Origin of the sequence: Cobetia amphilecti (genome assembly GCF_020217465.1) — a bacterium.
Lineage (GTDB): Bacteria > Pseudomonadota > Gammaproteobacteria > Pseudomonadales > Halomonadaceae > Cobetia > Cobetia amphilecti.
Genome location: NZ_CP084115.1, coordinates 2,970,908 through 2,985,749, shown reverse-complemented (window position 1 = coordinate 2,985,749; position 14,842 = coordinate 2,970,908). Strand labels below are relative to the sequence as shown.

The following is a 14,842-nucleotide window of genomic DNA, read 5'->3' as shown; positions in this document are numbered from 1 at the left end:
TGCACGGTCGATGCGCTCGGCCGCATGTCCAGCATGCAGCGCCGGGCAGTCGGGCTTGCGAGCGAATCTCAGGCGTCCAGGTCTGCGCGGTAGCGCTCGAGCAGCTGCTGGCCTTCTTCACCGGCACGCGACTTCCAGTCCTGGAATAGCTTGTCACCGGCGGCCTTCAGATCTTCCGCCAGCTTGGCGTCAGGCTCGCTGATGGTGAAGCCATTCTCGGTCAGCACCTTGGCGCTCTCGTCGGCATCGGCCTTGCTGGCTTCCCAGCCGCGGGTCTCGGCGGCCTTGGCGGCATCGAGCACGGCTTGCTGGGTGCTCTCGTCGAGACGATCGAAGGCACGCTTGTTGACGAAGATGATGTTCTTCGGCAGCCACAGCTTGGCGTCGTTGTAGTGCTTGACGTAATCCCAGGCCGACATGGACTTGCCGGTGGAGCTGGAGGTGATCATCGCGTCGACACGGCCGGTGCTGAAGGCGGTGGGGATGTCGGCTTCTTCGGTCTCGGTGGGCTTGCCGCCGACGTTCTCGACGAAGCGCTGGGTGTTGATGTTGGGCGCGCGGATACGCAGGCCCTTGAGCTGGGAGACGTCGGTCAGGTCGAAGTCGGTGTAGATGCCCTGGGCCGGCCAGGCGACCGCGTACAGCGGCATCAGACCTTCCTTGGCGAACAGCTCGGTGATGTCCGGCTTGGAGGCCTGCCAGAGGGCGAAGGCTTCTTCGTAGCTGGAGGCGACGCCCGGCAGGGTGTCCAGCTCGTAGACCGGCGATTCGTTGGAGAGAATCGACAGGAAGATCTCACCGGCCTGGACGGTGCCGCGACGCACGGAAGGCTTGATCTCGCCGTGGGAGATCAGGGAACCGCCGCTGTGCACGGTCACGGTCAGCTCGCCATCGGTGGCCTCGGTGACGTCCTCGGCGAACTGCTTGGTGTTCTTGGTGTGGAAGCTGGCATCGCCATACGGAGTGGCGAGGTTCCACTGTGCCGCGAGTGCCGAGCCACTGAAGGCCAGGGCACCCACTGTCGCCAGCCAGGCGAAGGACTTGACTGTCGGGGTCTTGCGAGTGAGGGAATCGTTGGGCTTACGCATGTCTTGTTCCTCATTATTATTGAATGTTGTCGGCAGACAATTTCATTCTTCAAGCGACGGGCCATCCCGTCCAATCGTTAATTCTGATGCGTAGTATCGATGAAATCTTTCACAGTGTCGTCGCATGAAAGCCTTTGACGATATTGTTAGACCTTGGTCTGACGCTGATCTGATGCAGGGCAGGGCGCGATCAACCCTGACTCAGCGCATGGCAGGCGGCCTGATCAGGGATCGGAATGCGCGTGTTGCTGCGAGTAGGTCTCGGCACACTGGCGGCCGAGGCGTGCCACGCTGGCGCAGAAATTGGGATAGTTGGCATTGCGCCAGATGGCTTCATAGACCATTGGCGGCAATGGGGTCGTGAGTGGCAGACGCACCAGTTCGCCGTGGCTGATGACATCCTCCACCGTGGCGACCGGCAGTACGCCGATGCCGAGCCCTTCGCTGCTCATGCGCAGGATGGTCATCAGGGTGCTGGTGCAGTGCACCTTGGGCTGGGTGATGCCCTGTTCCGACAGATAGCTGACCAGCTCGGTATAGGGGCGCGCCTGCTTGCTGAAGGAGATGAATGGCGTGGAGGCGAAGCGCTCGCCATCCTCGGCCAGCTGCCCGGCGAGGGTCGGCGAGGCGAACATGCCCATCTCGAAGGTGCACAGCGGAGTCTGGGTGGCGTAGGGCCCCATGGCGGCGCTGTCCATCGCGAACAGCATGTCGAGATCGTTGTCGGCCAGACGCTGATGCAGGGAGGGCGAGATATCGACGGTCATTTCCAGCGTCAGCTTGGGATAGCGTTCGGCCAGCTGGCGCATGAAGGCGGGGAACCAGCTGTTGGCGATGGTCTCGATCACGCCCAGACGCAGGGTGCCTGAGAAGGCGCCTTCTTCCTGAAACAGGCGCATGGCTTCGTCGCGGCCACTGAGCAGGCGCTCGGCGTGGGCGAAGAACTCTCGCCCGCGCAGGGTGGGCTGGATGGGGCGGGTGGCGCGTTCCAGCAGGGATTCGCCGACGGTGGCTTCCAGGCGGTTGATGCGGTCCGAGATGGAGGGCTGGGTCAGGTGAAGCTTGGTCGCGCCCTTGCGGAACGAGCCAAGCCGGACCACCCAGACGAAGGCCTCGAGTTCCTTGAAGTCGAACATGGCAGATGCCCCGTGATGAATCGTGAAGACCGCCCATCTTGCCGCATGCAGCGCGGGGCGTCAGCTTTCATCACGGGGCATGGCCCGCGTCAGGCCGGGCGCGGGCTCTCACGCTTGCGCGGGTCGCTTACGTCATTTGCGAAACAGCTGGCTCTCGCGGTCCTTGAAGGCCTTGAATTCCAGTGCATTGCCAGTGGGGTCGAGGAAGAACATCGTTGCCTGTTCGCCGGGTTCGCCCTTGAAGCGGATATGGGGTTCGATCTCGAAGGTGACGCCCTCGGCGATGAGGCGGTCCGCCAGCGCTTGCCAGGCGTCCATCTCCAGTACCACGCCGAAGTGCGGCACCGGCACGCCATGGCCATCGACCGGATTGCGGTGCTGAGCGACAGCGCTTGCCGGGTCGGCCAGTGCCGGGTTCAGGTGACAGACGAACTGATGGCCATAGAGGTCGAAATCGACCCAGCTATCGGACGAGCGGCCCTCGGGGCAGCCCAGAAACTCGCCATAGAAACGGCGTGCCTCGGCGATATCGCGGACCTGGATGGCGAGGTGGAACGGGTCGCTGACGGCCATGGTGAAACTCCTGTTGTTGTTGGGGATTCGGCTGAGCAAAGAATGACTTCAGACCAGCGGTGGACTGGGTGGCAGGCCCTGAAATCACCGCTCGGCTCGCCCAAGACAGAAGCATGACGCGCTCTGTCGGGCAAGCGATACACGGCCGGTGCTTTCATGGCGCAAGACGATGAAAGATTTCACCGATATGACGAATCATAAAATACGATTGGATACCAAGGCGGCCCCTTACATAGAGTGGAGGCATAACAACACACAAGATCTGACCTGTGAGGTTCCGCTATGTCCCGCTCTGCTCCCTCCCTCCCCCTGCTCAACTGCGATATGGGCGAAAGCTTCGGCAACTGGAAGATCGGTCTGGATGAAGAGGTCATGCCCTTCGTCGACTGCGCCAATATCGCCTGTGGTTTCCACGCCTCCGACCCCAGCATCATGCGCCGCACCGTGCGTCTGGCGGTCAAGCATGACGTGCGCATCGGTGCGCACCCGGCCTATCCGGACCTGCAAGGCTTCGGCCGTCGCTCGATGGCGTGTTCGCCTGCCGAGGTCGAGGACATGCTGCTCTATCAGATCGGCGCGCTCGATGGCATCTGTCGCGCCGAAGGCACTCGTGTCCAGTACGTGAAGCCGCATGGTGCGCTCTACAACGACATGGCCGCCGACCCGACGCTGCTGCGCGCCGTCATGCAGGCCGTGGTGCGTTATGACGCCAGCCTGCCGCTGATGGTGATGGCGACCGCCAACCCCGCGCCGATGCAGGCGCTGGCCGACGAGATGGGCATCACGCTGTGGTTCGAGGCCTTCGCCGACCGCGCCTACGACTCACGTGGCCACCTGGTGTCGCGCCGAGAGCCGGGCGCCGTGCATCACGACAGCGAGGTGATCATCGCCCAGTCCGTGACGCTGGCGCGTGGTGAAGCGCTGACCGACAGCAGCGGCGGTGACCTGGTGCTGTCCGCCGATACGCTGTGCGTGCACGGTGACAACGTCGAGTCCGTGGCCGCGGTGCGCGCCATCCGTGAAGCCTTCGATACGTTGGCGGGTGCCTGATGGCGGGGGCTGACAGCCACGGCCGTGGCACGTCACCGCAACTGCGCCTCGAGACCGTCGGCATGGACTCGCTGATCATCCGGCTGTTCGATCGCATCGAGGAATCCAACATGGCCTGGGTGCTGGCCGCCGACAGTGCGCTGCGTGAGGCCTTCGGCGCGGCGCTGGTCGATCTGGTGCCGTCCTACACCACGCTGCTGCTGCACTACGATGTGGCCGCGCTGGAAGAAGGCGAGGCGCGTGCCCGCATTCAGGCTGCGCTGGCGGATCTCGCGCCGGGCAGTGGCCAGCAGGGCCAGCTGCATGAAGTGCCCGTCTGGTATGACGACAGTGTCGGGCCGGAGCTGGCGCCGATCGCCGCGCGGCTGGGCATCAGCGTCGAGGCGCTGATCGAGCGTCACGGGGCGCATGACTACTGCGTGTTCGCCCTCGGCTTCGCGCCCGGTTTCGCCTTCATGGGCGTGCTGGAAGAGGCGCTGACCACACCGCGCCTCAAGACGCCGCGCCAGAAGATCGCCCCCGGCAGCGTCGGCATCGCCGACCGTCAGGCCGCCATCTACCCGTCTCGCTCACCCGGTGGCTGGAACATTCTGGGCCGAACGCCCATTACCCTGTTCGAGCGCAACGAGGCCGGTGAACCGTCCAGTCGTTTCATGCCCGGTGATCGCGTGCGCTTTGTCTCAGTGAGCCGAGAGGAATTCGTTCGCCTGGGCGGCGATGTCACCCCGCTGGAGGAGCGCGCATGAGCGACGTGAAGACGAAGACGACGCTGCGCGTCGAACGCAGTGGTGCCCTGGCACTGGTGCAGGACGCTGGCCGTCTGGGCGTGCGTCATCTGGGCGTGACCCAGGGCGGCGCGGCGGACTGGGTGTCGCTGGGCTGGGCCAACTGGCTGCTGGGCAACGCCCATGACGCGCCGGGACTCGAGATCACCATGGGCGGCGGCTTGCTGCTCAAGGTCGAGCAGTCCGGCACCCTGGCGCTGTGCGGCGCGGACCTGGCCGCGACCCTCGACGGCGAGGCGCTCGCGCCGGGTCAGGCCTTCGAGGTGACCAGCGGACAGCAGCTCAAGTTCGAGCGTCCCGTCGCCGGGCTGCGCGCCTATCTGGCCTTCCCCGGAGGTCTGGATGTCGCCCCGGTGCTGGGCAGTGCCGCCAGCACGGTGCGTGACGGCCTCGGCGGGCTGGATGGCGAAGGGCGGGCCCTGGCCAGCGGTGATGTGCTGACCGCTGCCAGCAATGAGCTGTCGCTGCGCGAGCTGCCGGCCTCGGCACAGGCATGGCAACAGTCGCTGACCCCCAAGGAAGGCGAGGCGCTGGAGTTGCCGCTGGTCGTGGGGGCGCAGATCGCCGAGTTCAGTGGCGACAGCCTCTATCGCGCCTTCAACAGCGAATGGGCGGTGGATGGGCGCGCCGATCGCATGGGCGTGCGCCTGACCGGCCCGCGTCTCGAGCGTGAAGGGGCGGGCATGGTGTCCGAGGGCATCCCGCTGGGCGCCGTGCAGGTGCCGGCCGATGGTCAGCCCATCATATTGCTCAATGATCGCCAGACCATCGGCGGCTATCCGCGCCTTGGCGCGCTGACGCCACTGGCCTGCGCACAGCTCGGGCAATGTGTGCCGGGCACCCGGGTGCGACTGGCGGCCGTGACACCGGGTCAGGCGCGTCGTGATCACCTCGAGGTGCTGGCCGGTTGGCAGTCGTGATGCGCTGCAGCGAAGCTGTCAGCTCGACGCCTGCAGGCCAGAGTGACTAGACCGAAGCGTGCAGACAAAAAAAGGGCCTCCAAGTGGAGGCCCTTTCGGTTTTCCCGTGAGGGAATCTTTGATGCTGTTGGGAGTGATTGATCAGATCACGCCCTTGATGAACAGATTCCCGGAGAAACGTTGCGCGAGCATCGGGAAACGTTGCACTGACTCGTGGGTATCGATGAAACACGAAGCAATGCGGTCATCATGTCGGGCACATTACCCTCACATGCTGACGGGTAACGAACGGCTTATCCCCCGAACGGGACTGTACTGGCAAGAATAACGGTTGAGGCAGGCGGATGCCAGTCATTTGCGAGCGCTGTTTCCTAATTTTTTCCTCGCCGCATCCCTGCGGTGAGTTCTACTGATTCATCGCGCCCTTCACTGTTTGGCAGGACGCCTGCGCAGGCGCCACAGGTGAACCTCCAGCCAGCCGGCTTCAAGGGCCAGCATCAGGTTGCGTTGCATCTGGGAAAAGGCCGGGCCGAACACCAGTTCCGGCGTCAGGCCGCGGGCGGCCAGCATGGCCGGCGAGGGCGCAGGCGCATCATCCCGGTAGGCGCTGGGTTGCTCGCTGGTGCTCTCGCGCATGCGGCGCGCCTGCCAGCTCAGCACCTGATCGGTCAGCTCGACATGGGCATCGACCTCGAAGCCACTGCTGGCCATCGCCTCATGCAACTCCTCGCAACTGGCCAGCTGGTCGCCGCGCGGTGACAGCGCCCAGGGCAGTGGCAGGGCAGGGCGCTCGCCAAACGCCTGCGCCTGCACGCTGAGCACCGGCTCGTGCAGCAGGAGATAGCCATCCTGCTCGAGACAGTCATGCCACTGGGTGAGCGTGCTGACCTTGTCGCTCAGATGCACCAGCAGGTGCTGGCTGAAGAGGCGATCAAAGCGGCGGCCTGACAGTGCCGGATGCAGCTCGGGGTAGCAGGCATCGCCCTCCAGCACGCGAATCGACTCGCGCAGTCCGGTGGCCCGGTTGAGGGCGATCGCCAGCTCGCAGAGGCTGCTCGAGAGATCCAGCGTGGTGATGTGGTGGTCCGCGCCTGCGTCACGCGACTGGCTGGCAATATGGCGCGCCAGCCCGCCAAGGCCGGCGCCGAGTTCGAGCATCGCCAGCCCCCGCGGCCGGGGTTCCAGCCGGGCGAGGGCCAGCAGCTCGCGGGTGCCTGTCACGCCCCCCAGATGCAGTTGGTCCAGCCCGGCCAGTGCCATGATCGGCAGTTCGCCGCTCGGGTGGGTGTCGATCAGCGTCTCGAGTGCCTCGTCGAGGGCCGCATGATGGTGGCTCGCCGCATAGTGGGCGACCTGCTGACGAGCGCTGCTCAGGTGGCGTGTGGCGGGGGCGTCATCCTCCTCCTCACGTGACGTGCTCACCTGGCCAGTCCCAGTTCTTGCGTCGCGGCCTCGCGCATCTTGAACTTCTGGATCTTGCCGGTCACGGTCATCGGGAATTCCTCCACGAACTTGATGTAGCGCGGCACCTTGAAGTGAGCGATACGTCCCTGGCAGAACGCCTTGAGCGCCGGTTCATCGAGCTGCTCGCCTTCCTTGAGCTTGACCCATGCCATCACTTCCTCGCCATACCGCTCATCGGGCACGCCGATCACCTGTACGTCCGACACCGCAGGGTGGGTGTAGAGGAAGTCCTCGATCTCGCGCGGATAGATGTTCTCGCCCCCGCGGATGATCATGTCCTTGATACGTCCCACGATCGTCACGTAGCCGTCTTCATCCAGCGTAGCGAGGTCGCCGGTATGCATCCAGCGGCCGGCATCGATGGCCTTGGCGGTGGCCTCCGGGTTGTTCCAGTAGCCCAGCATCACGCTGTAGCCCCGCGTGCACAGCTCGCCCTTCTCGCCGACTGGCACCACGCGCCCGCTGTCAGGGTCGATGATCTTGATCTCCAGATGCGGGTGCAGGGTACCGACGGTGGAGACGCGCTTGTCCAGCGGCGCCTCACGCGTGGTCTGCAGGCTGACCGGACTGGTCTCGGTCATGCCGTAGGCGATGGTGACCTCGCGCATGTGCATGCGTTCGATGACCTGGCGCATCACCTCGATGGGGCAGATGGAGCCGGCCATGGTACCGGTGCGCAGGCTGGTGAGGTCGAATTCGGCGAAGCGCGGGTGTTCGAGTTCGGCGATGAACATCGTCGGCACGCCGAACATCGCGGTGGCGCTCTCCTCGCTGACCGCCTGCAGGGTGGCCAGCGGATCGAAGCCCGCTTCCGGATAGACGATGGCGGCGCCGTGGGTCAGGCAGCCCAGATTGCCCATCACCATGCCGAAGCAGTGATAGAGCGGCACCGGCATCACCAGCTTGTCGTGCTCGCTGAGATTCATGCGCTCGGCGACGAAGAAGCCATTGTTGAGGATGTTGTGGTGCGAGAGGGTCGCGCCCTTGGGCGCACCGGTGGTGCCGGAGGTGTACTGGATATTGATCGGGTCATCGAAGGTCAGACTGGCCTGCAGCTCGCCGAGTGTCTCGACGGGGACGCTAGCGGCACCGCTGAGCACATCCTGCCAGTTGAGCATGCCGGGCAGGGCGTCCTCGGCCTCGAAGCAGATCAGGCGCCTGAGGTCCGGCAGCGCGCCATTGTGAATGCCATCACGGCCGCGAGCCTCCCTGGCCTCAGGGAACAGCTCCTCGAGGATCGCCACATAGTCGGACGCCTTGAAGCGAGACTGGAAGATCAGCGTCGCCGCACCGGATTGCTTGAGAGCGTAGGCCAGTTCATGGCCGCGGTAACTCGGGTTGAGATTGACCAGCACCACGCCGATCTTGGCGGTGGCGTACTGGATCAGCGTCCATTCGGCGCGATTGGGCGCCCAGATGCCGACGCGATCACCGCGCTCGATGCCCATCGCCAGCAGGCCGCGCGCCACGCGCTCGACCTCTGCGTGCAGTTCGGACCAGGTGTAGCGCAGTCCCTGATGGCGACTGATCAGGGCGTCGCGCTCGGGCCAGCGCGCGCAGATGCGATCAAGGCAATCCCCGATGGTTTCTCCCATCAGAGGGGTGTCGGAGGTAGCGCTGAGATAGCTGGCTGATTGGCTTGCGTGTGCCATTTCGCTGGCAGGCTGGCGTGTGGCGATGGCGTCCTGTGACATGGTGCTTTCCTGTGTCCTTGGTTGTTATTGGTGAGGCAAGGCTTGTCAGGGGGAGCCGCCTCAGGGAGGCGGTGACGCAGTGTTGTCGTTTTGGTCGTCTTGTCGTGAGGTCAGCGGGCGACGCGCTGCTCTCCGGCAGTCTGCTGTCGCCCGCACTCGCGAGGCGCTGGTCAGTTTTCTACTGACGATTCTCTATAGACAGTCTAGTCGCTGTCACTTGTGTAGCCGGCAGTTATATAGCTGCTGCTGGCGCGAGTGGGTTCTGGTGTTGTGGATTCCAATCAGCTCTCGCTGTCGCCGGCCAGGCGGGCGAGGGCTTCGCGGGCACGTGTCTCGACGTCATCCAGTTCACGTTGCATGGCGGTGAGATCGCGCAGCTGTCGCTCAAGGCCCTCACGCTTTTCGCTCAGGATGCCAAGCAGGCGGGTGAGCTGCTTCTCGCCACCGCCGTCGGCGGCGTCGTAGAGGTCGACCACTTCACGAATCTCGGCCAGCGAGAAGCCCAGTCGCTTGCCGCGCAGGGTCAGCTTGAGACGCACGCGGTCCTTGTCGCGATAGACGCGCGTCTGACCGCGCCGCTCCGGGTGCAGCAGACCTTCCTGCTCGTAGAAGCGGATGGTGCGCGTGGTCACGTCGAAATGCCGTGCCAGCTCGCCGATGCTCCAGGTGCGCTGGGTCGGACGGATGGCGTCGCTGGTGCTGGTGGTGCTCAGCAGGGACTCCACACCGGTATCGTGTGTCGCGCCATCAGGCGTTGCCCGGGATTTGGGGTCAGGACTTGGGGTCATCATGGTATCTGTCATGGGCGCTGCCGCTCCGGATGCTGTGCGCGCCAAGGAGAGGGGAATGCTCCTTGGCGCAGTGGGTGCCAGCGGCGTCTGGCCGTGAATTTTCTACAGACTAGCATTGTTTACGTTAACGTAAAGGGTAATAGTATTTGCAGCCAACCAAGCAGATGCTAGGTTGAATCAGATCACAGTCTCGGCTTGCCGTTTTCTGCAGGACGGCCTGGTTCTGCAGAACGTCTTCAGCTCTGCAAGGCGGCTCGCCTGACGACTTCGGCTCTGTTGACACACTGTCTTCCTCCCAATAACAACAGCCACAGGAATGCCACGCCATGTCTTCGACGTCTCTCACGCCCTCTACTGCCGCGTCCTCTACTACCAGTTCACTGGATCTGCTGTCACGCCTGCGCGCCATGGTCGCCGGTGACAGCGCGCCGCTGGTGCTGCCTCAGCTGATCAATGGTCAGTTTGTCGAAAGTCGCGCCGATCAGCACCTGAGCGTCACCAACCCGGCCACCAACGGCGAGATCGCCCGCGTGCCCCTGTCACCGCTGAGTGAGCTGGATGAAGCGCTGGACCACGCCGAACAGGCCTTCCAGCGCTGGCGCAACACGCCGGTGCCGACCCGTGCCCGCCTGATGCTCAGCTATCAGCATCTGCTCAAGCAGCATCATGACGAGCTGGCCGAGATCATCTCCCACGAGCTGGGCAAGACCTTCGAGGACGCCAAGGGCGATGTGTGGCGCGGCATCGAGGTGGTCGAGCACGCCGCCAACATTCCCAGCCTGCTGATGGGCGAGACGGTGGAGAACGTCGCCACCGGCATCGACAGCTATTCCGTGACCCAATCGCTGGGTGTCTGCCTGGGCATCACGCCGTTCAACTTCCCCGCCATGATACCGCTGTGGATGTTCCCGCTGTCCATCGCCTGTGGCAATGCCTTCGTGATCAAGCCGTCCGAGCAAGTGCCGCTGACCACGCTGCGCCTGGCGGAGCTGTTCATGGAAGCGGGTGCCCCCGAGGGCATCCTGACCGTGGTGCAGGGCGGGCGCGATCAGGTCAATCATCTGCTCGCCCACGAGATTCCGCGCACCGTCAGCTTCGTCGGCTCGGTACCGGTGGGGCAGCACATCTATCGCACCGCCACTGACAACCTCAAGCGCGCCCAGTGCTTCGCCGGGGCCAAGAATCACATGGTGATCATGCCGGACGCTCCGGCGGACCAGGTGGTCAACGCGCTGGTCGGTGCCAGTGTCGGCGCGGCGGGTCAGCGTTGCATGGCGATCTCGGTGGCGGTCTTCGTCGGTGATTCGAAGGCCTTGATCGAGCGGGTGCGCGATGCGCTGGCCGAGGTGCGTCCGGGTGCATGGGATGACAAGGGCGCCAGCTACGGGCCGCTGATCTCGCCGCAGGCGCTGGAGCGCGTGACCGGCTGGATCCAGCAGGGCGAGCAGGAAGGCGCCGAGCTGCTGCTGGATGGTCGTGGTGTCTCGGTGGCGGGCTATCCCGATGGCAACTGGCTGGGGCCGTGTCTGTTCTCCAGGGTGACGCCGGAGATGGTGCTCTATCGCGAGGAAATCTTCGGGCCGGTGCTGTGCTGCATGGAGGCGGCGGACCTGTCCGAGGCCATCGAGCTGATCAACAACAACCCCTACGGCAACGGCACCTCCATCTTCACGCGCTCCGGCGGCGCGGCGCGGCGCTTCCAGAACGAGATCGCGGTCGGTCAGGTCGGCATCAACGTGCCGATTCCGGTGCCGCTGCCGTTCTTCTCCTTCACCGGCTGGCGCGGCAGCTTCTTCGGCGATCTGCATGCCTATGGCAAGCAGGCGGTGCGCTTCTATACCGAGACCAAGACGGTGACGGCGCGCTGGTTCGACGATGCGCCGGCCGAGGGCAATCAGCCCAACTTCTCGATCCAGATGCGCTGAGGGCTCTCTTTACAAGACCGCTGAGGGCTCTTTTCACAAGACCGCTGAGGGCTCTTCAGATGCGCTGATGGCTCCTCAGATGCGCTGATGGCTCCTCAGATGCGCTGATGGCTCCTCAGATGTGCTGAGCCGCTTTGACAGGCCCGGGCGATAGACCCGGGCCGACAGAACAAGGACAACAGGAGGCAGCTGCATGAACTTTTCGCTGACCGATGACCAGCGTGCCCTCCAGGAGGGGGCGCGTGCCTTCGCGGATGCCGAGCTTGCCCCGCATGCCGCCGAGTGGGACGCCACGGCCCACTTCCCCATCGAGACTCTTCGCAAGGCGGGCGAGGCCGGCTTCATGGGGCTTTACGTCCCAGAGGAGCACGGCGGCCTTGGCCTGCCGCGCCTCGACAGCTCCATCATTCTCGAGCAGCTGGCGACCGGCTGCATCTCGACCACTGCCTACATCACCATCCACAACATGGTGGGCTGGATGATCGCCAGTTTCGCCACGGACAGCTGCCGTGAGCAGTGGGTACCGGCGATGGTGGCGGGCGACAAGCTCGGCTCCTATTGCCTGACCGAGCCGGGCAGCGGCAGTGACGCCGCCAGCCTGCGCACCCGCGCCGAGCGCGAGGGCGACGACTACTATCTGAGTGGCTCCAAGATGTTCATCTCCGGTGCCGGCGCCACGGACGTGCTGGTGGTGATGGCGCGCACCGGCGAGCCGGACAGCGGCGCGGCGGGTATCTCGGCCTTCGTGGTGCCGGCTGACGCCGAGGGCATCAGCTATGGCAAGAAGGAAGACAAGATGGGCTGGAACAGCCAGCCGACCCGGCTGGTGAGCTTCGATCGCGTGCGGGTTTCGGCAGCCAATCGTCTGGGCGAGGAGGGCGAGGGCTTCCGCTTCGCGATGAAGGCGCTGGATGGCGGACGCATCAACATCGCCACCTGCTCACTGGGCGCGGCCCAGAAGGCGTTGGAGCTGTCGCGGGATTATCTCGGCGAGCGCAAGCAGTTCGGGCGCGAGCTGGCCCAGTTCCAGTCCCTGCAGTTCAAGCTGGCCGACATGGCAACCGAACTGACCGCGGCGCGCACCCTGGTGCGGCTGGCGGCCTTCAAGCTGGATGAAGGCGACGCCGAGGCCAGCGCCCACTGTGCGATGGCCAAGCGCTTCGCCACCGACATGGGCTTCGAGGTCTGCAATCAGGCACTCCAGCTGCATGGCGGCTACGGTTATATCCGCGAGTACCCGTTGGAGCGGCTGGTGCGTGACACCCGTGTGCACCAGATTCTGGAAGGCACCAACGAGATCATGCGTCTGATCATTGCGCGGCGTCTTCTGACGCCGGGCATGATCGAGTCGCTGGCGTAACGCCGCCTCCACTTCAATTCGTCATTGGTTACCATCTTTCAGGGAGTTACATGATGTCATCCAGTCAAGGGCCATGCCTCGTTCTCGAGAAGGATCGTCATATCGCCCGGGTCACCATCAACAACCCGCCGGCCAACACCTGGACGGAAGCGTCCTTGATCGAGCTGGAGCAGCTGCTCGACGAGCTGGAGGGCGATGGCAGCGTGAGTGCGGTGGTGATCACCGGTGAGGGCGACAAGTTCTTCTCCGCCGGCGCCGATCTCAAGACCTTCGCCGATGGTGACAAGGGCGTCGCCGCCACCATGGCGCGCCGCTTCGGGTTGGCCTTCGAGCGGCTGGCCAACTTCCCGGGCGTGACGATTGCCGCCGTCAACGGCTACGCGATGGGCGGCGGGCTCGAGTGCGCGCTGGCCTGTGACATGCGTATCGTCGAGCGGCAGGCCAGGCTGGCGCTGCCGGAGGCCAAGGTGGGGCTGTTGCCGTGTGCGGGCGGCACCCAGCACCTGCCGTGGCTGGTCGGCGAAGGCTGGGCCAAGCGCATGATCCTGTGTGGTGAACAGGTGGATGCCGAGACCGCCGGTCGCATCGGGCTGGCGGAAGAGGTGGTCGAGACCGGCCAGAGCTTCGAGCGCGCGCTGGCGATTGCCGAGAGCGTCGCCAACCAGAGCCCGAGCGCGGTGGCGCGCTGCAAGGCATTGATCATGTCGTCGCGCCATCGCGGCATGAGCGATGGCCTGCGCATGGAGCGCGAGCTGTTCGTCGAGCTGTTCGATGACCCCAACCAGAAGGAAGGCGTGAGAGCCTTCCTCGAGAAGCGCGCCCCGCAGTGGGTCTCGCGTCAGGAAGAGGTGAAGGGAGGAGGGCGCTCATGAGCCAGATAGAAGGTGTCACCGCCAAGGCCGCGACCGATATCGAGGCGCCCGTAGTGTTCGAGACGCGTCGCGCCCGTGACGGCAAGCAGTTGGGAATCATGCGCCTGAACGCGCCGCGTTCGCTGAATGCGCTGTCGCTGGCCATGATCGAGCGCATCGAGGCGCAGCTGGATGCCTGGGAGCTGGACAGCAGCATCGCCATGGTGTGGCTGGAAGGCGCCGGCGAGCGTGCGCTGTGTGCCGGTGGCGATATCGTGGCGCTCTATCAGGCGATGACCACGGCGCCTGCCAGCGAAGGCGCAGACCCCCTCGAGGCACTGGATGATTTCTTCGCCACCCGCTACTTCACCGCCGAATATCGGCTCGATCACCGCCTGCATACCTTCCCCAAGCCGCTGCTGGTATGGGGTGGCGGCATCGTGATGGGCGGCGGCATGGGGCTGTTCGCCGGCGGCTGTGAGCGTGTGGTCACCGAGAGTTCGCGACTGGCGATGCCGGAAGTCAGCATCGGTCTGTACCCGGATGTCGGTGCCAGCTGGCTGCTCAATCGCCTGCCGCGTGGCATCGGAGAATATCTCGGCGCGACCGGTGCGCAGCTGAATGCCCGCGATGCGCTGGATCTGGGGCTTGCGACACGCCTGATTCCCGATGAGCAGCGCGAGGCGCTCAAGCAGGCGTTGTGCGAGGGTGAATTCGGCCGTCACCCGTCGCGTCATCTGAGCCAGGTGCTGAGCGAGTTCGAGCGTCGTGAACTGGCGCCGCCGGGGCAGGTGCTGCCGCTCTTCGATCATCTTCAGCAGCTGGTCGCCGGGCGCGAAGTGCAGAAGGCCTGCCAGCGAATCATCGATGACCCCCAGGCGCGCAGTGACTGCAATGCGTGGCTGAGCGCCAACCGCGAGCGTCTGCTGGCCGGCTGCCCCAGCTCACCGCATCTGGTATTTCGCATGCTGGGGCGCCATCGCCACTCCTCGCTGGCGGAGGCCTTCCGCGACGAGCTGACCCTGTCGGTGCGCTGCTGCATGGGCACCGAGCTTGCCGAAGGGGTGCGCGCCCTGCTGATCGACAAGGACAAGCAGCCGCAGTGGGCCTATGCCTCGATCGCCCAGGTCTCCGAGGAATACATCGACGGCTTCTTCGCACCGCTGTGGGAAGAGGATGAGCATCCGCTGATGGACCTCTGAGCG

13 protein-coding genes are annotated in these 14,842 nt (G+C 64.8%); 7 read left to right on the top strand and 6 right to left on the bottom strand.

Annotated elements, in window-relative coordinates; all coding sequences use genetic code 11:
- Positions 1-68 precede the first annotated feature (68 nt).
- The 3 genes from LCW13_RS12540 to LCW13_RS12530 all read right to left on the bottom strand — a co-directional run bounded on the left by LCW13_RS12540 (position 69) and on the right by LCW13_RS12530 (position 2,797).
- Entirely contained in the window at positions 69-1,088 is a 1,020-nt protein-coding gene (locus tag LCW13_RS12540) for a TRAP transporter substrate-binding protein (protein WP_225347057.1), read from the bottom strand.
- Between the two features lie 224 nt (positions 1,089-1,312).
- Positions 1,313-2,224, bottom strand: a complete 912-nt coding sequence (locus tag LCW13_RS12535) for a LysR family transcriptional regulator (protein ID WP_225347056.1) — start codon at positions 2,222-2,224, stop codon at positions 1,313-1,315.
- Between the two features lie 132 nt (positions 2,225-2,356).
- Positions 2,357-2,797, bottom strand: coding sequence for a VOC family protein (locus LCW13_RS12530; protein ID WP_054555510.1), 441 nt, complete (start codon positions 2,795-2,797; stop codon positions 2,357-2,359).
- Positions 2,798-3,079: 282 nt separating this feature from the next.
- On the opposite strand from LCW13_RS12530, the gene LCW13_RS12525 reads away from it, so the two are divergent.
- Genes LCW13_RS12525 through LCW13_RS12515 form a run of 3 tightly spaced genes read left to right on the top strand, consistent with a single transcriptional unit; the run spans position 3,080 to position 5,552 of the window.
- The gene (locus LCW13_RS12525; protein ID WP_225347055.1) at positions 3,080-3,847 is read left to right on the top strand and encodes a 5-oxoprolinase subunit PxpA; all 768 of its coding nucleotides are present in this window, start codon (positions 3,080-3,082) and stop codon (positions 3,845-3,847) included.
- Entirely contained in the window at positions 3,847-4,593 is a 747-nt protein-coding gene (locus tag LCW13_RS12520) for a 5-oxoprolinase subunit B family protein (protein WP_225347054.1), read from the top strand. Before LCW13_RS12525 ends, LCW13_RS12520 begins: the two co-directional genes overlap by 1 nt.
- Positions 4,590-5,552, top strand: coding sequence for a 5-oxoprolinase subunit C family protein (locus LCW13_RS12515; protein WP_225347053.1), 963 nt, complete (start codon positions 4,590-4,592; stop codon positions 5,550-5,552). The genes LCW13_RS12520 and LCW13_RS12515 overlap by 4 nt, the downstream gene beginning before the upstream one ends.
- 426 nt (positions 5,553-5,978) lie before the next feature.
- Here LCW13_RS12515 and LCW13_RS12510 read toward each other — a convergent pair whose 3' ends face one another.
- The 3 genes from LCW13_RS12510 to LCW13_RS12500 all read right to left on the bottom strand — a co-directional run bounded on the left by LCW13_RS12510 (position 5,979) and on the right by LCW13_RS12500 (position 9,513).
- Complete coding sequence (locus tag LCW13_RS12510) at positions 5,979-6,974, bottom strand: SAM-dependent methyltransferase (RefSeq protein ID WP_225347052.1); 996 nt, start codon at positions 6,972-6,974, stop codon at positions 5,979-5,981.
- Positions 6,971-8,668 (bottom strand): AMP-binding protein, encoded by a 1,698-nt coding sequence (locus LCW13_RS12505; RefSeq protein WP_225348160.1) that lies wholly within the window; start codon positions 8,666-8,668, stop codon positions 6,971-6,973. The genes LCW13_RS12510 and LCW13_RS12505 overlap by 4 nt, the downstream gene beginning before the upstream one ends.
- Before the next feature lie 323 nt (positions 8,669-8,991).
- Positions 8,992-9,513, bottom strand: a complete 522-nt coding sequence (locus tag LCW13_RS12500) for a MerR family transcriptional regulator (protein ID WP_317292249.1) — start codon at positions 9,511-9,513, stop codon at positions 8,992-8,994.
- Positions 9,514-9,908: 395 nt separating this feature from the next.
- On the opposite strand from LCW13_RS12500, the gene LCW13_RS12495 reads away from it, so the two are divergent.
- The 4 genes from LCW13_RS12495 (at position 9,909) to LCW13_RS12480 (ending at position 14,839) form a co-directional block, all read left to right on the top strand.
- The gene (locus tag LCW13_RS12495; RefSeq protein WP_225348158.1) at positions 9,909-11,426 is read left to right on the top strand and encodes a CoA-acylating methylmalonate-semialdehyde dehydrogenase; all 1,518 of its coding nucleotides are present in this window, start codon (positions 9,909-9,911) and stop codon (positions 11,424-11,426) included.
- Positions 11,427-11,619: 193 nt separating this feature from the next.
- Positions 11,620-12,786 (top strand): acyl-CoA dehydrogenase family protein, encoded by a 1,167-nt coding sequence (locus LCW13_RS12490; RefSeq protein ID WP_225347051.1) that lies wholly within the window; start codon positions 11,620-11,622, stop codon positions 12,784-12,786.
- A 53-nt stretch (positions 12,787-12,839) separates the two neighbouring features.
- Positions 12,840-13,658, top strand: a complete 819-nt coding sequence (locus LCW13_RS12485) for an enoyl-CoA hydratase (RefSeq protein ID WP_225347050.1) — start codon at positions 12,840-12,842, stop codon at positions 13,656-13,658.
- The gene (locus tag LCW13_RS12480; RefSeq protein WP_225347049.1) at positions 13,655-14,839 is read left to right on the top strand and encodes an enoyl-CoA hydratase/isomerase family protein; all 1,185 of its coding nucleotides are present in this window, start codon (positions 13,655-13,657) and stop codon (positions 14,837-14,839) included. The genes LCW13_RS12485 and LCW13_RS12480 overlap by 4 nt, the downstream gene beginning before the upstream one ends.
- The last annotated feature ends 3 nt before the right edge of the window (positions 14,840-14,842 follow it).